We start from the raw sequence: 20,624 nt of genomic DNA on the forward strand, positions 1-20,624 counted from the left end.
CCGGTCGATTCGACGCCCAAAGGAGTGGCGACGCCCACCACGCACTTCATGTGTGGCTCACGGGCGAGCGGGAAGGGTATTACGCCGAATACGCCGACGCGACCCTGTCCATGCTGGCTCAGTCACTGAGCCAGGGCTTTGCCATGGTTGGGGCGCCGCACCTCGCCGACGAAGCGCAACAGGCCGACAACCCGCGGCGCCGCGCCACCGAATCCGTGCCGCTGCCGTGCACCGTGAACTTCCTGCTCAACCACGATCAGATCGGCAACCGGGCACATGGCGAGCGACTGCATGCCCTGGTGGACGAAGCTCCGATGCGGCTGGCCGTCGCCATGCTGATCCTGTCCCCCTCGCCTCCGCTGCTGTTCATGGGTGAAGAGCGCGGGGCCCGCACGCCGTTTCTCTACTTTGCCGACTGGCAGGGCGAGTTGCGTGACGCGGTCGTGGCCGGGCGCCGCCGGGAGTTCGCCCATTTCAGCGCCTTTCGCGACGAAGCCGCCCGCGCCGGCATCCCCGATCCGTGCGACGAGGCCACCTGGCGCCGCTGCCAGCTCGACTGGTCGGAGGCCGACTCGGAGCCCGCACGTCGATGGCGCGCCTGGTATCGCGCGCTGCTGACCGTTCGGCACGACGCGCTGCACCCCGCACTGCACCGCCTCGCGCGCGCGGGCCATTCTGGGGATGTGATCGATGGCCGCGCGCTCGACATCCGTTGGCGGTTCGAGAGCGCCTTCGGCATCCCGGCCGGGTGGTTGCAGATGCAGGTGAACCTGTCGGCGCAGGCTCTGGCGCTTGCCCTGGAGGAATCAACGTCCGACATCGCCCGGGTCACACCCCTGTTCGACGTGGGTGATGTGAGTCCGGCGCAACTCGGCCCCTGGTCGGGACGATGGCGCTGGTTGCCAGTTGACTGACAGACACGAACACAGGGAGAACGCGCTCATGGACCCGACCTTGCCGCTGCTGATGGAACTCGGCGATGCGTGCGGCCTTCAGCCCACGTACACCGATTACTGGGGCCACAAGCGCACCCTGGCCGAGCCAGCCTTGCGCCACTTCCTGAGCGCCATGGGCTGCGACGGCAGAGACGAGGCGGCCCTGCGTGCCGCCCTGGCGCAGCATCGGCAGACCCGCGAGGCGCAATCGCTCTCCCCCGTGTGCGTGCGGCGCAGGCGGGGCACGCCGGTGCTTGAACTCGGCGAAAAAGCCCGCGCGGCCACCACCTGGCAGTTGCAGCTCGAGCACGGTGGCTATCAGGCCGGGCCCGTTCAAGACGGAGCCATCCACTGGCCCGAATGGCCGCCCGAGGGCTATCACCGCCTGTCCGTGCACGACGCGGCCGGTGCCATCGTGCTGGAAACCGAGCTGGTACTGTGCCCCCAGCGTGCCTTTGTCCCTGAATCCCTCGACCATGGCGAGCGGTGGTGGGGCCCGGTGGTGCAGCTCTATGCGCTGCGATCCGAGCGCAACTGGGGCATGGGCGACTTCGGCGACCTGCGGCAGCTGATCGACCTGGCCGCCGAGCAGGGTGCTGGCTTCGTGGGCCTCAGCCCATTGCATGCGCTGTTTCCACACGACCCGAAGCGGGCCAGCCCCTACAGCCCCTCACACCGGGCCACGCTCAACACGCTTTACATTGACGTGGAGGCGGTGCCCGATTTCGAAGCCTGTGAGCAGGCGCGGCTGCAGGTACGCAGCGCAGCCTTCCAGCGCAAGCTGCACGCCCTGCGTCAGGCCGCGCACATCGACCATGCCGGTGTGGCAGCGGCGAAGCAGGGCGTGCTGCGCCTGCTGTACGCGCATTTCCGTCGCCACCATCTCGAGCGTGACACCCCCCGCAGTCGGGCCTTCAAGGCCTTTGTCGAACGCGGTGGGCGTCCGCTGTGGCTGCAGGCGCGCTTCGATACGCTGCAGGCGATGGCCCACGGCCGCGATCCCCACGCCTGGGGCTGGATGCAGTGGCCCCCCGAGTGGCAGGACGCCGACGGACCCACGGCCCGCGCCCTGACCGACGAGCACCGTGTGGAGGTCGAGTGGCACCTGTACCTGCAGTGGCTGGCCGACACGCAACTTGCACAGGCTGCGCGCCACGCGCGGCAACGGGGCATGCCGCTGGGGCTCTACCTCGATGTGGCCGTCGGCGCGAACGAAGGCGGTGCCGAAACCTGGGGCGACCCGAACCTGTTTGCCATGGGCGTGCACATCGGCGCACCACCCGAGGAGTACAACCCTGCTGGCCAGGACTGGGGCCTGCCGCCCATGGTGCCGCAGGCGCTCAAGGCACGCGGACACGCGCCCATCATCGAGATGCTGCGCGCCGTCATGCGGCACGCCGGAGCGCTGCGGCTGGACCATGTGATGGCCCTGAGCCGCCTGTTCTGGGTGCCACCCGAACAAGGCGCCGCCGCCGGCACCTACATGAGCTACCCGCTCGAAGACCTGCTCGGTCTGCTGGCACTCGAGAGCCACCGACACCGCTGTCTGGCGGTGGGTGAAGACCTCGGCACCGTGCCCGATGGGTTTCGCGAGCAGCTGGGCGAAGCCGGCGTGCTGTCGTACTGTCCGCTCTACTTCGAACGGCGGGACGATGGTCAGTTTCGTCCGCCAGGCGAGTGGAAGAAGCAGGCGCTCGCAGTGGTCGGCACGCACGATCTGCCCCCGCTGCGCGCCTGGTGGCGGGGTGACGACATCGAGACGCGTGCCCGCCTGAACCTCTTCCCCAGCGACGATCAGCGCCGGCAGCAGGTGATCGGCCGTGCCCATGAACGCGTAGCCCTCTTGCTGCTGCTGGAAGCCGAAGGCCTGTGGCCGCAGGGCAGCAGCATCAACCCCGCGGGGATCGACGATGGTGACCCGCGCTTCACCGAGGCGGTGTGCACGCTGGTGGGCCGCAGCCAGGCGATGCTGGCAGGCGTGCAGCTCGAAGACATCGTGCAACAGCTCGAGCAGGTCAACGTGCCCAGCACCACGGAGGAGCAGCATCCCAACTGGCGCGTCAAGCTGCCGGTCACGCTCGAAGACCTTCGTCGGGATGCGCGGTGGCGCGATGTGGCCCAGGCCATGCGTGCGGCCCGCCCCCGGCCCGACTCGCCCGCCCACGCACTCGACGCCCTCCCCTCGCTGGACACGGCCCGCATCCCCCGGGCCACGTACCGGGTGCAGTTCCATGCCGGCATGCGCTTCGAGCAGGCCCGTGAGGCGGTGCCTTACCTTGCACGGCTGGGCATCGGGCACCTCTACGCCTCGCCCTACCTGAAAGCGCGGGCCGGCAGCACCCACGGCTATGACATCACCGACCACCAGGCCCTGAACCCGGAAGTGGGCGATGCCGAGGCGCATGCGGCGCTGTGCGACGCCCTGGCCCGCCATGGCATGGGGCAACTGCTCGACATCGTGCCCAACCACATGGGCGTTCTTGAGGCCGACAACCCGTGGTGGCTCGACGTGCTGGAATGCGGGCCGGCTTCCGTGCATGCCACCGCCTTCGACATCGAATGGGCCCCGCCCGAGCCCGAGTTGCACGGCCGGGTGCTGTTGCCCGTGCTGGGCGACCAGTACGGAAAGGTGCTCGAGTCGGGCGAGTTGCAAGTGCGGTTCGATGCGGACCACGGGGAGTTCGCGGTGCACTATTACGCCCACCGGTTCCCGATCGATCCGCGCGACTACCCCACGGTGCTCGCCCTCGCCTTGCCGGTGCCCACGGCTGGCAGCGAGGCCACGCTGGCGGCCGTCCAGTCGGCGGTGGACGCCTTTGCGCAACTGCCCGACCGCAACGATGCCGACCCGGCCTCGCGGGCGCGCCGCCAGCGCGACAAGGGGCTGCTCAAGCAGCAGTGGGCCACCCACCATGCCGCGCACGACTGGGTGCGGCTGTGGGTCGACGGCGCGCTGCAGGTGCTCAACGGCCGGCCGGGAGATCCGGCCACCTTCGACGCACTGCATGCGCTGTTGCAGCGACAGGCCTACCGCCTGGCCTTCTGGCGCGTGGCGGGTGACGACGTCAACTACCGGCGCTTCTTCGATGTGAGCACGCTTGCCGCCGTGCGCATGGAAGATGAAGCCGTGTTCGAGGCCACGCACCGCAAGGTCTTCGCCTGGCTGGACGAGGGCCGCATCGACGGCCTGCGCATCGACCATCCTGATGGACTGAGTGATCCGGCTGCCTACTTCCGCCGGCTCCAGGCCCGCCACGCCGCGCAGCAAGTGGCCCGCGACGAGCCGGTCCGTGCGCTGTATGTGGCGGTCGAGAAAATCCTGGCCGAGCACGAACGCATCCCGGCAGACTGGCCCGTGCACGGTGGCACCGGCTATCGCTTCGCCAACGTGGTCAACGGCCTGTTCGTGGACGGTCGGCGCGAGGCCGAGATGAACGCCGCCTACGCCAGCTTCATCCGGACGCTGCCCGATTTCGACGCCATCCTGCGCGACAGCAAGCGACTCATCATGGCCACCTCGCTGGCGAGCGACCTGCAGATCGTCACCGAGGCGCTCCACCGTGTGGCGGTGATGGACCGTCGCACCTGCGACTTCACCCGCAAACGCCTGCGCGAGGCGCTCACCGAGGTCGCCATCGGCCATCCTGTCTACCGCACCTACATCGGCGAACAGGGCGTCAGCGCGGTCGACGAGCGCCACGTGGCCTGGGCGTGTGCCGACGCCCGCCGGCACAGCACCGCCTCGGAAATCAGCGCCATCGACTTCGTGCAGGAGGTGCTGATGCAGGCCCCGCACGACGCCGATCCCGCACGCAGAGCCGCCATGCTGGCCTTTGTGCGACGCTGGCAGCAGTTCACCGCACCCGTCATGGCCAAGGCCATGGAGGACACCGCCTTCTACCGTTACCACCGGCTGCTCTCACTCAACGAGGTGGGCGGTGATCCGCGGCGCTACGGGATGTCAGTGGCGGCCTTCCACGGGGCCAACCTGGCTCGGGTGCGACACACGCCGCACGCGATGCTCGCCACCTCCACACACGACAGCAAGCGATCGGAAGACGTGCGAGCGCGGCTCAACGTGCTCTCCGAGATGCCGGACGAATGGGCGGTCGCTCTGGGTCGGTGGCAGACCATGAACCGCGCGCTGGCCGAGCGCATCGACGCGCGCGTAGACCCGCAGGACGAGTACCTGCTGTACCAGACCCTGGTCGGCATCTGGCCCTTCGAGCCGCCAGACCAGGCCGCGCTGGACGGCCTGCGCGAGCGTGTTCAGGCCTACATGCTCAAGGCGCTGCGGGAAGCCAAATGCCACACCAGCTGGGTGAACCCCAACCTCGAGCACGAAGGCGACCTGGCCCGCTTCATCGACCGCCTGTTGGGCGCGATCGAGCCCAACCCCTTCCTGAAAGACCTGCAGGCCTTCGTCACGCCGGTGGCGCAGCAGGGCGTGGCCAACAGCCTCAACCAATTGCTGCTCAAGATGACGGTGCCGGGTGTGCCCGACATCTACCAGGGGTGCGAAACGTGGCAGTTCAACCTCGTCGACCCGGACAACCGGCGTCCGGTGGACTTCCCCGCGATGCAGGCCCTGCTTGACGACGTCCAGGCCGCCTATGCCGAGGGCGCGCTGGACACCACCGCGGCACGCCAATGGCTCGAGGCCCCCGCACGCGGCCACATCAAGATGGCCGTGACATGGCGGCTGCTGACCTTGCGGCAGGCGCAGGCACGCCTGTTCGAGCGAGGTGCGTACCGGCCGCTCGATCCCACGGGTGATGTGGCCGAGCGGGTGGTCGCATTCATCCGGCAGGACGACGAAGCGCGTGACATTCGTTGCATCGTGCTGGCGACACGGCTCGGCCTGGGCGCTGACCCGGCATTGTGGGGCGAGGGCTCGGTCAGCTGGCCTGCCCTGCCCGACGAGCACCTGGACGTGCAAGGTGAGCCCGCCTGGCACGACGCCCTGACCGGTCACCGCCTGCCCATCGAGCACGTTCAGGCAGAAGATGGCACGGCGCACTGGCGCCTCCGCGTTGCCGAGGCCTTCGCGCACTGGCCAATGGCCTTGGTGGTGCCCGCCAGCCTCCTGCCGGCGCCGCCTGGCGAGGCGATCCCATGACGACCCAGGCGCTGCGCGATGCCTGGCGGCACAACGTACTGTCGCCCATGGCCTTTTTTGGCGAGGCCGTGCTGGCCATCGCGCACGGGCTGCCCGCACGCTGGCGCTTCCGTCGCGCCGACTTCGCCCGGGTGCTGGCCGACAGCAGTGCGCGTGCCCTGCCCATCGTCCTCGTGGTCAATGTGTTGGTGGGCGCCATCCTCGCGTTCGTCGGCGCCGTGCAGCTCGTGAAGTTCGGCGCAGGCATCTTCGTGGCCGACCTCGTGGCGATCGCCGTGGCGCGCGAGATGGGGGCCGTCATCACCGCCGTGGTGATGTGCGGTCGCACCGGCGCAGCCTTCGCGTCCGAGCTGGCCACCATGCAGGCCAACGAAGAGATCGATGCGTTGCGCGTGCTCGGCCTTCAGCCGGTGGACCACCTGGTGGTGCCCCGCGTGCTCGCCCTGGTCATCATGATGCCGATGCTTTACGCCTACGGGTGCGCTGCCGGGTTCTTCGGCGGCTTCCTGGTGGGGTGGGGCATGCTGCAGCTGGCCCCGCAGGCCTACCTCGACCGCAGCCTGATGGTGCTCCAGGGCAGCCACCTGGGTCTCGGCGTCAGCAAGGCGGTCGCCTTCGGGGTGCTGGTGGCGCTGGCCGGCTGCTTTCACGGCTTGCACGCCCCGCGCCATGCGGCCGGCGTGGGCCTCGCCACCACCCGTGCCGTGGTCAGCGGCATCGTGGGCGTCATCGCGCTGGACGCGGTGTTCGCGGTGTGCGCCAACGCGCTGGGGGTGTGACGGATGACGCCCCTGGTCGAAGTTCAGGATCTGACGATGCGGTTCGGCGAACGCCTGATCCAGGAGCACGTCAGCTTCGACATCCAGCCCGCCACCATCTTCGCCATCATGGGCGGCAGCGGCTGCGGCAAGAGCACCCTGCTGCGCCACATGATCGGCCTGCACGAACCCGCATCCGGGCACGTGCGCTATGACGGCATGGACTACTGGGCCGCGTCCGAGGCGAAGCGCAATGCCGTGCGGCGCCGGTTCGGCGTGCTCTTCCAGAGCGCGGCCCTGTGGTCATCGATGTCCGTGCTCGACAACGTGCTGCTGCCGCTTGAGCAGCTCACCGACCTGCCGGCCGAAGAGCGCGAGGCCCGGGCCCGGGAGGCGCTGGGCTGGGTGGGGCTGAGCGACGCCGCCCATGTCAAGCCCGCCGAACTCAGCGGCGGCATGCGCAAGCGCGCCGGCCTGGCGCGGGCCATCGTGGCGCAGCCCCGTCTGTTGTTTCTCGATGAGCCGTCCGCCGGGCTCGACCCGGTCAGCTCCCGACGGCTGGATGACCTGATTCTCAGCATCCGCGAGCGCACGGGCGCGGCGGTCGTGCTGGTCAGCCACGAACTGCCCAGCCTGTTCGCCATTGCAGACGACGGACTGTTTCTGGATGCCGAGCGCAAGCGCCCCCTCGCTCGCGGCAGCCCCCGGGCGCTGCGCGAGGCCGATGTTCCCGCGCCCGTGCGCGCCTTCCTGAACCGAGAGGAGACCACCACGCCATGAAGCGCCATGCCTTGCTCACCGGCGTCTTTGTGGCGGGTGCCATCGTGCTCGTCGTGGCCACGGTGTTGCTGCTCGGCACCGGCGGGCTGTTCGGACAGTCCCTGCGCGCCGTCGTCTACTTCGAGGGCAGCGTGCGCGGGCTGTACATCGGAGCGCCCGTCACCTTCCGCGGGGTGAAGGTCGGTGAAGTAGACGACATCGACATCGATGTGGATCCCGCCACCCTGGCCACACGCATCCCGGTCGGGCTCACGATCCGGGCCGGCAGCATTCGCATCGGCGGCCAGGAAGGCAAGCGGCTCAACAGCATCCCGGACCTGGTGCAACGCGGCCTGCGCGCCCGTCTCGTGCTTCAGAGCGTGGTGACGGGGCAGACCGGCATCGACCTCGACCTCAAGCCCGGCACACCGGCAAGACTCCTGTCCCGGGGGCGCAGCCGCGTGCCCGAGATCCCGGCCGCCCGTGACCGCCTGGATGCCCTGCTGGAGCAGTTGACCACCCTGCCCCTTAACGACCTGCTGGGCGACGTGCGGCGCACCATGGCAACCCTCAACGACGCCCTGCGCACCACACAGGCGGGCGTCGACCGCGCCAGCCAACAACTGGTGCGTACCGCCGAGCAGGCCGAACGGACGCTGGCCGTCGGCTCGGGTGCGCTGGAGGCCGTGCAGCAGCAGACGCGCAGCACCCTGGCTGCGGTCGAAACGCTGTCGCGCACAAGCGAACAGGTCCTGAAGCAGACGGCACCCGACCTGCAGCAGAGCCTGCGCAGCGCGCGGGAAGCGGCCGATGCGGCCCGAGTTGCCATGGGCCAGGTCGCCGAACTCAGCGCCCCCGGCGCCCCGGTTCGTGCCGATCTTGAGGGCGCGATGCGGGATCTGGCCCTGTCGGCGCGCAACCTCCGCACCTTGTCGGAAAGGCTGGAGCGCAAGCCGAACGCGCTCATTTTCGGAGGAGACCGCGAACCATGATGTGGCGACCCCTGCCTGGCGTCTGCCTGCTCGCCCTGGCCTGGCTCACGGGCTGCCAGAGCCGGCCCGCGTCCTATCTGCTGACCCTGCCGCTGCCTGCGGCCGCCTCGCAGCCGTGGGCAGCCCGACTGCCGGCCGGGCGCGCCCCGGATGCGCCCGTGCTGGCGGTGCGCCGCGTCGGCCTGCCTGAACATCACCAGGACAGCGAGGTGCGGTACCGCGAAGGCGCCAGCACGGTGGCGCATTGGCCCGGTGTACGCTGGGCCGATCGCCTGGACGTGACCCTGACGGAACACCTCGCCATGCGCTTGCGTGGCGCCCTGCCCGGCTGGACGGTGTGCGTGCGCACCTGCCCGACCGCCACCCCGACTCTCGTGCTGCGGGTCGACCTCTCGCCATTCGATGTGCAGATGCCGGAAGCCGTGCTGCGCGCTGGCGTGCACTGGTGGCTCGATGCGCCCAGCCGCGCCGAAGCCACCGCCAAACCGGGTGCCGCCAGCCCGCGGCTCGATGGCCAGGGGCGCGCGGTGCACACCATTCCGGTCGCACCACGAACACCCGCCGGCCAGGCTGCCGCCATGGGCGCGGTGCTCGACCGTCTGAGCGTCGAGGTGGCCGACGCCGTCACGCCGCCCCCCTTCACGCCCATCCCGGCGGTAACGCCATGAGCGATGCCGCAGCGTCGCCCACATTGCCCTCGTGCGGGGTCCGCATCGGCATTTCAGGCTGGCGCTACCCGCCCTGGCGCGGGGTGTTCTATCCCGAGGGCCTGGCCCAGCACCGTGAGCTGGCCTATGCCTCGCGGGCTTTCAACACCATCGAGATCAACGGCTCGTTCTATGGCCTGCTGCGCCCCAAGGACTACCTCGCGTGGGTGGCCGACACCCCGGACGACTTCCTCTTCAGCGTCAAGGCGCCGCGGTACATCACGCACATACGCCGCCTGGCCGACCCGCGCGGCCCCATCGCCAACTTCCTGGCCTCGGGGGTGCTTGCGCTCGGTCCCAAGCTGGGCCCGATGCTGTGGCAGCTGCCGCCATCCCTGCATTACGAGCCCGACGTCGTCGAGGACTTCCTCGCGTTTCTGCCCCATCACACCGACGGCGCCCTCACCCTCGCCCGCGATCACGACCCGTTCATGGCGGGCCGCACGGCGCTCGACGTCACTCATCGCGGTGTGCTGCATCACGTGATGGAAGTGCGCCATGCCAGCTTTGCTTGCCGCGAGTTTGTCGAGCAGCTGCGCCGCCACCGCGTGGCGCTGGTGGTGGCCGACACGGCGGGCAAATGGCCGCTGATCGAAGAGCCCACCAGCGACGTGATGTACCTGCGCCTGCACGGCGACAAGGAGCTGTACGCCAGCGGCTACGACGACGAAGCGCTGGACGCCTGGGCCGAACGCATCCGCGTGTGGCATGCCGGCGGGCAGGTTGACGACGCACGCCAGGCCTCTGGCCTGCCACCGCTGCGGGCGGTGGGACGCCTGGTGTGCTGTCATTTCGACAACGACATCAAGGTCCGTGCCCCTTTCGATGCGGCGAGACTGATGAAGCGCCTCGGCCTGCCCAGCCCCCTGTCTGCCGAAGGCGACCGGTTCGACATACCGGGTTTCGAAGCCCGGCCGCGCAAAGCGCCCGTCAAAAAACGAAAAGCGCCAGAAGAATGATGATGGGCAGCGGCACGCCCAGCAGCCACAACAAGATTGGTCCCATGGTGTGTGTTCCTTCCTGATGGAGTTGAAGAGGGAGAAGCCGTCAGATCGACGAGCCGTGCAGCACGGCGGCATCCCGCTGCCGCCCGCCAAAAGTCGCCATGGCCGCGGCCACAAAGGCACCGGCCAGCAGGGCCACGAACATCCACAGCGCGCCGTAGGCACTCGCTCGGCGAGCATCGTCCGCCTTCTGCTTGGCCGTGTTTTCGGCATCGGCCATCGTCTGCTTGGCTTTGGCGAACTGCGTGCGCACACGCTGCTCAGCCTGGTCCGGTGGCAGGCCGGTGCGGGCCGACACCAGTTGCGCCAGATAGCGCACGTCTTCGTTGGGCAACGCACCGGTGCGCAGGGCGTTCAGCACGATGCGCGCGGCCTGCATGCGCTCGGCGGCCGGGTCGGCGCCTCCAGTAGGGGGCAAGGGAGCCGCTTGCGGCGCAGTCGGGTCGGCCGGAGCGGTCTGCGCCAGGGGATCACCGCGCAGCAACGTATCCACCCAGTACCCAGCAGGATCACTCAGTGAGCCAGACCCGAGCGCCGCGTCGGCCGCGGAACCCACGACAGCGCTGGCGGTGCGCGCCGTCTGTCCCAGCACGCCCGTCAAGGCAGAACCCATCAGGCCTGCCATGACGAGGGTGGCCACGCTCCACGCAACCAGCCCATGCGCCGTGTCACGGAAGAACACTTCGGGGCTGCGCAAGCGGGTCCAGCGGCCACGCAGACGGCCCGCGATGTAGCCTCCCAGCCCCGACGACAGCACCTGGGTCACGGTCACCCACAGGATGGCTGACGCGGCGAGCGTCGACGCTTCTGCGCCGCGGTAGGACCACGGCGAGACGCTCGACAGCCCCAACCCAACGCCCAGCACCACGAGGATGAAAGACAGCGCCGTGGCCGCAACAGCCCCGGCCAGCGCCGCGCCCCATGACAACCCAGACGCGGCCTCCGTGGCCTGCAGGGGGTCGGGCATCGCGCGCCGGGCGGGGGTCGAATCGGCAACCGAAGCAATGGGGCTCATGGTGTCTCCTGGCTCGTGGATCGGTGGGGCTCACACGCCCCTCGTTGAGCCAGCGAACGGCAAGCCCCATGCCCGCGCTCGCGCTCAATGCCGCACGTCGTCGTCCAATGAGCCAGCCTGCTGTCGCGACGACCCGCCGCCCGCGCCCCCGCTTGCCTGGGATTGCCCCGATCGGTCGGGCTCCGCAGGCTGAGAGATCGCCTCCAGCGTGTCATCAAGGCGGCCGCCGCCCTTCACGGCCAGATCGCCCAGCGACAGCATGCCCACGAGGTGCTTCTCGCGGTCCACCACCGGCACACGGCGAATCTGGGAATCGCTCATCTGCTCCTGCACTTCATCGATGGATTGGTCTTCGAAACAACAGACCGTGTCCTCCGTCATCACATCGGCCACTGTGGTGTCTTCGATCGCGCACGATTGCGCCACCGCCCGAATCACGATGTCCCGGTCCGTGAGCATGCCCACGAGCCGATCGCCATCGCAGACCGGCAGCGCGCCGATGTCGAGTTCTTCCATGGCCTGCGCAGCGGCCACCAGGGTGTCATGGGGGGCGATGGTGCGCACACCCCGGGTCATGGCTTGAGATACCTGTGTCATGTCCGTCTCCTTGTAGCGAACGGGTCAGTGGAGCCCGAAGTGCGGCAAGCGGTGTACCGACATGCAAGCGGGGTCATGCCGTCTCAAAGCAACTCGCGGCATGGGGCTTGCCGCCCCAGGGTGTCCGACCACAGGAGCCCCGCATGCCCGCATCCCCGACACCGCCCTCCCCCGCCGACCCCGCCATCACTGGGCCTGCACCTCTGCCCCCAGGCACAGACACCGCCAAGGCCCGCCAGCGGGAAGAGGCGGCTCTCGACAACGTCGAGCAGGGCTACGACGATCCATCCGGCAAGGCAGGCAGCCTGTCGGGCCAGCCCGACGGCGATACCCAGGGCGGCCCGGGCGCCAACAACGACGCGGGCCACGCACCGCCTCCCCTCAAAGGAGCACGTCCATGAACTACCTCAACTATGTGATTGGTCTGCTGGCAGTGGCCGCAGCCGTGCTGTGCTTTCTGGTCTTTCCCATCCCCACGGTGATCGGCCTGGCAGTGGCGGTCGTGTGGTGGTGGCTCAAAGGCAGGCACCGCAGCGTGCGCTGACGCGGCAAGCCTTGCCGTAACGCTTGCCAGGCGGCGACAAGCCCGTAGCACGGCACGGGCGGCGGTGCTCACGTATGCTCGAGGCCATGGCGATTGACGCCTTCGCCCCGCCACTGCCTGATCCCGCCATGCGCCGCCGCTTCACTGCCCTGCCGACCCTGCTCCTTGCGCTCATCGTGCAACTGTCCATCTCGGGCGCCGCCCATGCGGGCAAGACGCTCGACGCCATCAAGCAGCGCGGACAGCTGCGCTGCGGGGTGAGCAACGGTGTGGCGGGCTTTTCCGCCGCCGATGCCAAGGGCCTCTGGAGCGGCCTCGATGTGGACGTCTGCCGCGCGGTGGCCGCCGCCGTGCTGGGCCAGCCCGACAAGGTCGCCTTCGTGCCCCTGACCTCGCAGCAGCGCTTCGCCGCACTGCAGTCCGGTCAGGTCGACGTGCTGGCGCGTAACACGTCCTGGACGCTCACCCGCGATGCCTCGCTCGGCCTTCACTTCACCGCCGTCACGTATTACGACGGCCAGGGCTTTCTGCTCCCGGCAAAGCTGAAGGTCACCGGCGCGCGCCAGCTCAAGGGCGCGCAGGTCTGCACCCAGTCGGGCACCACCAACGAGAAGAACCTCGCCGATTTCTCGCGCACCCACCGCCTCGGCATCAAGCCCGTGGTCTTCGACACCTACGAAGCCGCCTTCAAGGCCTACTTCGCTGGCCGCTGCCAGGCGTTCACCACCGATGTCTCTGCCCTGTCGGGCATCCGGAACAAGGAAGCGCCGAAGCCGGAAGACCACGTCATCCTGCCCGAGCTGATCTCGAAAGAACCGCTGGGCCCCCTGGTGCGCCGCGGCGACGACGAGTGGTTTGCCGTTGTCCGCTGGACGGTCTTTGCGCTGCAGGAGGCCGAGGAGCTCGGCATCACCAAGGCCAACGCGGCCGAGCGACGCAAGGGCGACGACCCGGCCGTGCAACGGCTGCTCGGCACCGGCGAAGACACCGGCAAACTGCTCGGGCTCGAGAAGGACTGGGCCTTCCGGGCCATCCAGGCGGTGGGGCACTACGGCGAGGTGTTCGAGCGCAACGTCGGCAACCAGTCGGTGCTCAAGCTGCCAAGGGGCCTGAATCGCCTGTGGAACCAGGGGGGGCTGATGTACGCCCCGCCGGTGCGCTGACCTGGCTGCATGCTGGACTTTCTGTCGCAGCCCGCGGGCTTCGAGATCGGCGAGACCGGGCTGCTGGTCTTCGAAGCCGCGCAGCCGCTCTGGAAGGCCTTGCTGGTCGGCCTGGGCAACACCCTGCGCGTGAGCCTGCCTGCCCTGCTGGCGGCCACCGTGCTGGGGTTGCTCCTGGCCCTTGGTCGGCGCAGCCCCAGCGGGCCCTTGCGTCGGCTGTCGGTCTTCGTGGTCGAGGCCGTGCGCAATGTGCCGTTGCTCGTGCAACTGCTGATGTGGTACTTCGTCGTGATCGAATGGCTGCCTGATTCCGGCGCGGCCTGGCAGCTCGCCGACGGCTTCTGGCTCAGCAAGGGCGGGCTCGCCTTTCCGTGGCCGACGGCCTGGACGGCGGAAACCGATCGCCTCGCGGCCGGGCTGTGGCAATGGCCGGAGCAAGGCACTTTCAACGTGATGGGCGGCGCGGCCGTCACGCCGGAGTACCTGGCCGTGGCATGGGCCCTGACGCTTTACACCGCAGCCTTTCTCGCCGAAGTCATCCGCGGCGGGCTGGAAGCCGTGCCAGCCTCACTGGCCGAGGCCGCCTCCACGCTGGGTGCCACCAGGCTGCAGGCGCTGTGGCGCGTGGTGCTGCCGCAGGCCTGGCGCACCATCGTGCCGGCCGCCACCAACCAGTACGTCAACCTCATCAAGAACTCGTCGCTGGCCGTGGCGGTGGGCTACCCCGATCTGGTCTCGGTGGGCAACACGGCACTCAACCAGTCGGGCCGCACGCTGGAGTGCCTGCTCGTGATGGCGCTGAGCTACCTGCTGCTGTCCGCGCTGGCCAGTGGCTTGATGAACGCCTTCAACCGTCGGCATGCCGGGGGCACCGCATGATCCGGCCCCGCCGCGTGCTCGATGCCGTGGTGCTGCTCGGCCTGCTGTGGCTGGCGTGGCAGGTGCTGGACTGGGCCGTGCTGCGGGCCGTCTTCGCGCCCGATCTGGCCGCCTGCCGTGCGCTCGACCATGCAGGCGCCTGCTGGGGCGTCGTGGCAGCCAAGTGGCGGCCCATGCTGTTCGGGCACTTCCCGTTCGAGGACCAATGGCGGCCGGCGCTCGCGGCCCTGCTTCTCGCGGGGTGCACGTTCGGGGCTGCCGGCGCCCTCGCCTGGCGTCCGCACACCGCAGCCCGACGCCGGGCCCTGACCGGCCTCGCCGTGGTGGGATTCGGCGTCAGCGTGGCGCTGCTGCGTGGCGGCTGGGCAGGCCTCGCGCCCGTGCCGCCCGAACAATGGGGCGGCTTGCCGCTCACCCTGCTGCTGGCCATCGGCGCCTGGTGCCTGGCCTGGCCGGTGGGCATCGGGCTGGCTTACGGCCGGCGTGCACCGTGGGTCATCCTGTCCGCCCCTTGCACGGCGGTCATCGAGGTCGTGCGAGGCGCGCCCCTGGTGATCTGGCTGTTTGCCGCGGCGTTCGCCATGCCCGCGGCGCTCCCCACGTCATGGACACCGGGTCTTCTGCCGCGCGTGCTGCTTGTGCTGGGCGTGTTTGCCGGGGCCTACCTCGCCGAGATCCTGCGCGGCGGACTGCAGACCGTGCCCACGGAACAGACCGAAGCGGCCCGGGTGCTGGGGCTCGGCTGGTGGGGCATCCAGCGGCGCATCGTGCTGCCGCAAGCCGTTCGGGCCACGCTGCCCCCGCTGGTCAGCCACGCCATCGGCCTGCTCAAGGACACCTCGCTGGTCATGGTGATCGGTCTGCACGAACTCAGCGGTGCGCTCGGCCTTGCCATCGGCGGCGATGCCGACTGGCGCCCTTTCTATGTTGAGGCCTACCTCTTCGTGGCTGCGCTCTACTTCCTGCTTTGCGTGACGCTGGCGCGACTCGGGCGACACCTGGAACACCGCCTCTCCCCCCCTACCGTGTAATCGGCGCCACGCTCGGGCGCCTTTTTTGCTGGTCAGCCCGAGAAGCACAGGCCAGAATGCCCAGGCGCGCGCCAGCCCCCTGCCGGCACGCCGGGGGTCTACGACCAACGCAGGGGATGATGCCAGCACCATGCCGGACCTCGCTTCCCCAGCTCCTTCAGCAGACGCGCCGCCCGTGGTCGGCTACCGTCATCTGCCGACCCTGCTGCCCCTGGCCATCACCGTGCTTGCCCTGTTCTTCGTGAACCGCACGCTGAATGTCCAGGAAGAAGCCACCCTCACACGGCAATTCCAGGCCCACGCAGCGCGCCTGCACGACCGCCTGCGCGAGCGCATCAGCACCTATGACGAGATCCTCCGCGGTGCGGCAGGCTTCTTTGCCGCGTCACAAAGCGTCTCCCGCGCCGAATGGCGCGACTACGTCACCGCGCTCGCGCTCGACGAAGGCTATGTCGGCATCCAGGGGCTCGGATTCAGTCAGCGCATCCAGCCGGCGGATCTCGAGGCGCATGTGCACGGGGTACGCGCAGAAGGGTTCCCGGAATACGACGTGACCCCGCCGGGCTCCCGCCCCGTCTACTCGGCGATCGTCTACCTCGAGCCCTTCTATGGCCGCAACCTGCGGGCCTTCGGCTTCGACATGTACTCCGAACCTGTACGGCGGGCCGCAATGGATCGGGCAACCGCCACGGCCGACATCGCCTACAGCGGCAAGGTCCGGCTGGTGCAGGAAACCGATTCCGACGTGCAACCCGGTGTACTGGCCTACCTGCCGGTGTACCGCGGCGGGCGCAAGCCGTCCACCGAGGCCTTGCGCCAGGCCAACGTCGTCGGCTGGGTCTATGCGCCGTTTCGCCTCAAGGACCTGATCACCGCGGTGCTGCAGACCGAGCTGAACGTGGCGCAGGTGCAGCTGTACGACCTGGGCCCGGATGGCGGCGCCCGGCCCGAGCTGCTGTTCGACAGCCTGTCGAACAACGACGCCCCGGTCACACCCGCCGCGGCAACGCCGCTGGTGCACGAACGCCGCATGACGCTGCACGGCCGCGAGTGGCTGCTGCGCTACCGTGCGCTCGACGAGTTCGCGGCCCTGAACCGCCATGACACGCGCTGGCTCATCATGACCGGCGTGGGCCTGATCGGCATCCTGCTGTGTGTGCTGAGCTGGGTCTGGATCAACACCCGTGAACGCGCACGCCGCATGGCCGATGAACTGACCACGGCACTGGCGGAAGGTGAAGAGCGCTTCCGGCTCATGGTCGCGAGCCTGCAGGACTATGCCGTGCTGATGCTCGACGAACAGGGCATCGTGATGACGTGGAACGCTGGCGCCCAGCGCATCCACGGCTGGCGCACCGAAGAGATCACGGGGCGCCACTTCAGCTGCTTCTACCCCGAGGAGGCCGTGCGGGCCGCTGCCCCGGCGCAGGCCCTGGCCACCGCCCTCGTCAACGGACAGTACAGCGAGGAAGGCTGGCGGGTGCGCAAGGACGGCAGCCGCTTCCGGGCCAGTGTGCTGCTCACCGCCATGCGCGACGGCAACGGCCGCGTCAAGGGCTTCACCAAGGTCACACGCGACATCACCAGCCGCCACGAGCAGGAAGAGCGCCTGCGGCTGGCCGCCACCGTCTTCCGCAGCACGCAGGAAGGCGTCGCGATCACCGACTCGGGCGGGCACGTGCTGGCGGTCAACCCGGCCTTCGAGCGCATCACCGAGTACACCGAAGACGAGGTGCGGGGCCAGAACCTGCGCCTGCTCGCCTCCGGACGCCACGAGCGCAGCTTCTTTCACACCATGTGGCGAGACCTGCTCAGCCGCGGGCACTGGCAGGCCGAGATCTGGAACCGCCGCAAGGGCGGCGAGGTGTACCCGGGCTGGCTGACCGTCAGCGCCGTGCACAACGACGCGGGCGAGACAACGAGCTATGTCGGCGTCTTCACCGACATCACGCGTATCCAGCACGCCGAGACGCAGCTCGAACACCTGGCCCACCACGATGCGCTGACCGACCTGCCCAACCGGCTGTTGCTGCACTCGCGGCTCGAACACACCCTGGAGCGCGCCCACCGTGGCCAGACCACCTGCGCCGTGCTCTTCCTGGACCTCGACCGCTTCAAGGCCGTCAACGACCAGCTGGGCCACCAGGCGGGCGATGAGCTCCTGAAGGCCGCCTCACGGCGACTGCGGCTGCACCTTCGTGAAAACGACACGGTGGCCCGCCTGGGCGGCGACGAATTCGTCATCGTGCTCGAGGATCTGGCCAGCTCCGAAGGCGCTGCCGTGGTGGCACGCGCCATCATCGAGCGCATGCAACAGACCTTCCACCTGCCCGGCGGCCACGAGGCCCACGTCGGCTGCAGCGTCGGCATCAGCCTGTTCCCCGACGACGGGCATGACGCCGACACGCTGATCCAGCATGCCGACACCGCGCTCTACAAGGCCAAGGAGGCCGGGCGCGCCACCTACCGCTTCTACAGCACGCGACCGGAATGACACCCGACCCGGCATCGCCATGAAAAAGGCCCGCCTGTGAAGGCGGGCCAAAACACGCATTGCCGAGAGAAACAGGATCGCTGGCTCAGGCGATGGACGCATCGAAGGCGTCATCGTCCAGCATCGACGCATCGTCGTTCTGAACCAGGGGAATCAGGGGCTTGTCCAACGGACGGCAGATGCGGCTGTGCAGGCGCTTCAGCCGCTCCGAGCCTTCGATGGCTTCCAGCACGGCCTGCGGGTCCATCATGAGGGCAAACGGGTTGGTGAAAAGACCGGGCTTTTGCATGGCTGTCTCCGAGGTGCAAGGGGTGTGTCGATGGATGTGATCGTAGAGATCGGTGCCCATCGGCGGTAGTCGTCACACCGCCAAACCGCCTGTCAGAAATTTTCTGACACCGTGTAAGAAGCAGCCCGCGGGTCCACCCTCAGGCGGCCCGCACGCGCGAGAACAATTCCTCGAAATTGGCTGACGTCGCCTCGCCTACGGCCTCGGGTGACAGGCCCTTCACATCGGCCAGTTGCTTTGCCACGTACGGCACGTAGGCCGGCGTGTTCGTCTTGCCGCGGTAAGGCGCCGGGGCCAGGTAGGGGCTGTCGGTCTCGATCAGGCAGCGGTCCAGCGGCACGAAGCGGGCCACGTCGCGCAGGTCTGCGGCGTTCTTGAAAGTGAGGATGCCCGAAAACGAGATCATGAAACCCATGTCGAGCGCGGCCCGGGCCACGGCCTCGGTTTCCGTGAAGCAATGGAAAACGCCCGTGACCTCGCCCTGCCCCGCTTCGCGCAGGATGGCGATCGTGTCGTCACTGGCCTGGCGCGTGTGGATCACCAGGGGCAGGCGTGTCTGTCTTGCCGCCTCGATGTGGACACGGAAGCGCTCGCGCTGCCAGTCCATGTCGTCCACGCTGCGTCCCTCGAGGCGGTAGTAGTCGAGCCCCGTCTCGCCGATGCCCACCACGCGCGGCAACGCGGCCCGCGTCAGCAGGTCGTCGAGCGAGGGCTCCAGCACATCGTCGTTGTCCGGGTGCACGCCCACCGTGGCCCAGAAGTTGTCGAAGCGCAGGGCCAGGTCATGCACCTGCGGAAACTCTTCCAGCGTGGTGCTGATGCACAGCGCCCGGTCCACCCCGGCCGCGGCCATCTCGGCGCGAACCTGGTCAAGCTGCTCGGTGTACTGCGGGAAGTTGAGGTGGCAATGCGAATCGACGAACATGGAAGGGCCGTGGCAACAAACGGGTCGGTGAACCCGCTATTGTTGCCGCAAAGCCTTCACAGCGTCTGAGTGGGCTTGCTCGACGAGATGTTGGTGCCGAGGATCTGCTCGATCCTCAGGCGCAGCAGGCGGGTCTTCTCGTCGGCCGGAAAGCGAACGCCGACGCCCTGCGTGCGGCCGCCGGATGCGTTGGCCGGCGTGATCCATGCGATCTTGCCCGCCACCGGGTAGCGCTGAGGGTCTTCGGGCAGCGAGAGCAGAAGGTAGATGTCATCGCCCAGCGTGTATTCACGGGTGGTGGGCACGAACAACCCCCCATCGGTGAAAGCGGGGATGTAGGCGGCGTACAGCGCGCCCTTCTCGCGGAAAACCAACTGAATGACGCTCGGCCGGCCCGTGGCAGCAGGTGCCCCTGCGCCCGCCGCACCCATGGCCGAACGCCCCGGGCCGGTCGGCGCGAAAGCAGAGGGCATGGCCGTCGTCTGGAATTCACTCATCGTGTGACGAGTTTAACGCCGGCACCCTCAGCCAGCACGTGAACCAGTTGGCAACGCCCCACCTCTTTACCAGCCGATACACCCTTGATTGCAGGGGCCAAGGTCGATGGCTGGGGAGGGTTAGCGCGCGGGGCGAGGACGCGCCAGCGCCGCCCGGGCCTGCAGCAGCAGGCTCTCGACCTTCAAGCCGGCATTCCACGGGTGCTCGGCATGTCGGCTGGCCTTGCGCAAATCCTGCGACCACACGGTGAGCCGCTCAAGGTCAGCCCCTTCCGGCAGGCTGCCGGCCGGAAAGAAACGGGGGGCCGCCCCCACCGCCACACAGCAGACGTCATGGCAGATCTTCTGCAGCGTCTCGATCAACAGGGGCAAAGGCCAGGCCGACACCAAACCCGCCTCGCCCTGTGCCACGGCCTTCGGCAGCTGCGGCCAAAGTCGCGCATCGACGCCCATCTGGTGACGCGCCAGCGCGGTCAGCGGTTGCCCGCCCGCGCCAGCCAGCAGCACGGCCGCTGCGGTCTCGTCCAGCCCCTCTACCGTGTCACAGAGCCAGTGGATGGCCGTGGCGGCGTCGGGCATGGGAAGCCGCCAGGCCTGGCAGCGGCTGCGCACCGTGGGCAGCAACTGGTCAAGCGCCGCACCGCTGAGAACGAATCGCACCTGCCCGGGCGGCTCCTCCAGGGTCTTCAGCAGCGTGTTGGCCGCCACCATGTTCATGCGCTCGGCCGGGTGCACCAGCACCACCTTGGCCCGGCCGCGTGAAGCAGTGTGCTGCGAAAACTGAACCACCTGCCGGATGGCGTCCACCTTGATTTCCTGGCTGGGCTTGCGGGTCTTGCTGCCCTTCTCGCCGTCGGACGCGACGGGCTCGGCCCCCGCGGCGCCCCAGCCCAGGCTGAGCTGCAGGGCCTCGGGC

Annotated in this window: 19 protein-coding genes; 13 read left to right on the forward strand and 6 right to left on the reverse strand. The window is 68.9% G+C overall.

Annotated elements, in window-relative coordinates; genetic code table 11:
- The 7 genes from Q0Z44_RS15320 to Q0Z44_RS15350 form a co-directional block, all read left to right on the forward strand.
- Positions 1-914 (forward strand): DUF3459 domain-containing protein (locus tag Q0Z44_RS15320; protein ID WP_298014286.1); only part of this gene is annotated, 914 nt, incomplete at its 5' end.
- A gap of 28 nt (positions 915-942) precedes the next feature.
- Positions 943-6,054: a malto-oligosyltrehalose synthase gene (locus Q0Z44_RS15325; protein WP_298014289.1), complete on the forward strand. Its 5,112-nt coding sequence runs from the start codon at positions 943-945 to the stop codon at positions 6,052-6,054.
- Positions 6,051-6,833: an ABC transporter permease gene (locus Q0Z44_RS15330; RefSeq protein WP_298014291.1), complete on the forward strand. Its 783-nt coding sequence runs from the start codon at positions 6,051-6,053 to the stop codon at positions 6,831-6,833. The genes Q0Z44_RS15325 and Q0Z44_RS15330 overlap by 4 nt, the downstream gene beginning before the upstream one ends.
- Before the next feature lie 3 nt (positions 6,834-6,836).
- Positions 6,837-7,592, forward strand: coding sequence for an ATP-binding cassette domain-containing protein (locus tag Q0Z44_RS15335; RefSeq protein WP_298014294.1), 756 nt, complete (start codon positions 6,837-6,839; stop codon positions 7,590-7,592).
- Entirely contained in the window at positions 7,589-8,563 is a 975-nt protein-coding gene (locus tag Q0Z44_RS15340; protein ID WP_298014297.1) for an MlaD family protein, read from the forward strand. The genes Q0Z44_RS15335 and Q0Z44_RS15340 overlap by 4 nt, the downstream gene beginning before the upstream one ends.
- Positions 8,560-9,231 carry an ABC-type transport auxiliary lipoprotein family protein gene (locus Q0Z44_RS15345; protein WP_298014299.1) on the forward strand — a complete coding sequence of 224 codons (672 nt, stop codon included), beginning with the start codon at positions 8,560-8,562 and terminating at the stop codon, positions 9,229-9,231. The genes Q0Z44_RS15340 and Q0Z44_RS15345 overlap by 4 nt, the downstream gene beginning before the upstream one ends.
- Complete coding sequence (locus Q0Z44_RS15350) at positions 9,228-10,229, forward strand: DUF72 domain-containing protein (protein WP_298014301.1); 1,002 nt, start codon at positions 9,228-9,230, stop codon at positions 10,227-10,229. Before Q0Z44_RS15345 ends, Q0Z44_RS15350 begins: the two co-directional genes overlap by 4 nt.
- A gap of 88 nt (positions 10,230-10,317) precedes the next feature.
- Here Q0Z44_RS15350 and Q0Z44_RS15355 read toward each other — a convergent pair whose 3' ends face one another.
- Both Q0Z44_RS15355 and Q0Z44_RS15360 read right to left on the reverse strand, forming a co-directional pair.
- The gene (locus Q0Z44_RS15355; protein ID WP_298014304.1) at positions 10,318-11,289 is read right to left on the reverse strand and encodes a hypothetical protein; all 972 of its coding nucleotides are present in this window, start codon (positions 11,287-11,289) and stop codon (positions 10,318-10,320) included.
- Between the two features lie 84 nt (positions 11,290-11,373).
- Positions 11,374-11,886: a CBS domain-containing protein gene (locus Q0Z44_RS15360; RefSeq protein WP_298014309.1), complete on the reverse strand. Its 513-nt coding sequence runs from the start codon at positions 11,884-11,886 to the stop codon at positions 11,374-11,376.
- Positions 11,887-12,029: 143 nt separating this feature from the next.
- On the opposite strand from Q0Z44_RS15360, the gene Q0Z44_RS15365 reads away from it, so the two are divergent.
- The 6 genes from Q0Z44_RS15365 (at position 12,030) to Q0Z44_RS15390 (ending at position 17,997) form a co-directional block, all read left to right on the forward strand.
- Positions 12,030-12,287 carry a hypothetical protein gene (locus Q0Z44_RS15365; RefSeq protein WP_298014311.1) on the forward strand — a complete coding sequence of 86 codons (258 nt, stop codon included), beginning with the start codon at positions 12,030-12,032 and terminating at the stop codon, positions 12,285-12,287.
- Positions 12,284-12,430, forward strand: coding sequence for a hypothetical protein (locus tag Q0Z44_RS15370; RefSeq protein ID WP_298014314.1), 147 nt, complete (start codon positions 12,284-12,286; stop codon positions 12,428-12,430). Before Q0Z44_RS15365 ends, Q0Z44_RS15370 begins: the two co-directional genes overlap by 4 nt.
- 128 nt (positions 12,431-12,558) lie before the next feature.
- Positions 12,559-13,593: an amino acid ABC transporter substrate-binding protein gene (locus Q0Z44_RS15375; protein ID WP_298014334.1), complete on the forward strand. Its 1,035-nt coding sequence runs from the start codon at positions 12,559-12,561 to the stop codon at positions 13,591-13,593.
- 9 nt (positions 13,594-13,602) lie between these two features.
- Positions 13,603-14,472 (forward strand): ABC transporter permease subunit, encoded by an 870-nt coding sequence (locus Q0Z44_RS15380; RefSeq protein ID WP_298014317.1) that lies wholly within the window; start codon positions 13,603-13,605, stop codon positions 14,470-14,472.
- Positions 14,469-15,503: an amino acid ABC transporter permease gene (locus Q0Z44_RS15385; RefSeq protein ID WP_298014320.1), complete on the forward strand. Its 1,035-nt coding sequence runs from the start codon at positions 14,469-14,471 to the stop codon at positions 15,501-15,503. The genes Q0Z44_RS15380 and Q0Z44_RS15385 overlap by 4 nt, the downstream gene beginning before the upstream one ends.
- Positions 15,504-15,633: 130 nt before the next feature.
- Complete coding sequence (locus Q0Z44_RS15390) at positions 15,634-17,997, forward strand: CHASE domain-containing protein (protein ID WP_298014323.1); 2,364 nt, start codon at positions 15,634-15,636, stop codon at positions 17,995-17,997.
- Positions 17,998-18,082: 85 nt separating this feature from the next.
- Here Q0Z44_RS15390 and Q0Z44_RS15395 read toward each other — a convergent pair whose 3' ends face one another.
- The 4 genes from Q0Z44_RS15395 to Q0Z44_RS15410 form a co-directional block, all read right to left on the reverse strand.
- Positions 18,083-18,286, reverse strand: a complete 204-nt coding sequence (locus Q0Z44_RS15395; RefSeq protein ID WP_298014326.1) for a hypothetical protein — start codon at positions 18,284-18,286, stop codon at positions 18,083-18,085.
- Between the two features lie 139 nt (positions 18,287-18,425).
- Positions 18,426-19,211, reverse strand: coding sequence for a TatD family hydrolase (locus Q0Z44_RS15400; protein ID WP_298014328.1), 786 nt, complete (start codon positions 19,209-19,211; stop codon positions 18,426-18,428).
- Positions 19,212-19,267: 56 nt separating this feature from the next.
- The gene (locus Q0Z44_RS15405) at positions 19,268-19,642 is read right to left on the reverse strand and encodes a PilZ domain-containing protein (RefSeq protein WP_298014336.1); all 375 of its coding nucleotides are present in this window, start codon (positions 19,640-19,642) and stop codon (positions 19,268-19,270) included.
- Positions 19,643-19,828: 186 nt separating this feature from the next.
- Positions 19,829-20,624: DNA polymerase III subunit delta' (locus tag Q0Z44_RS15410; protein ID WP_298014331.1), on the reverse strand; the 796-nt coding region annotated here is incomplete at its 5' end.

This window comes from uncultured Aquabacterium sp. (assembly GCF_947366995.1).
Classification (GTDB): Bacteria; Pseudomonadota; Gammaproteobacteria; order Burkholderiales; family Burkholderiaceae_C; genus Aquabacterium.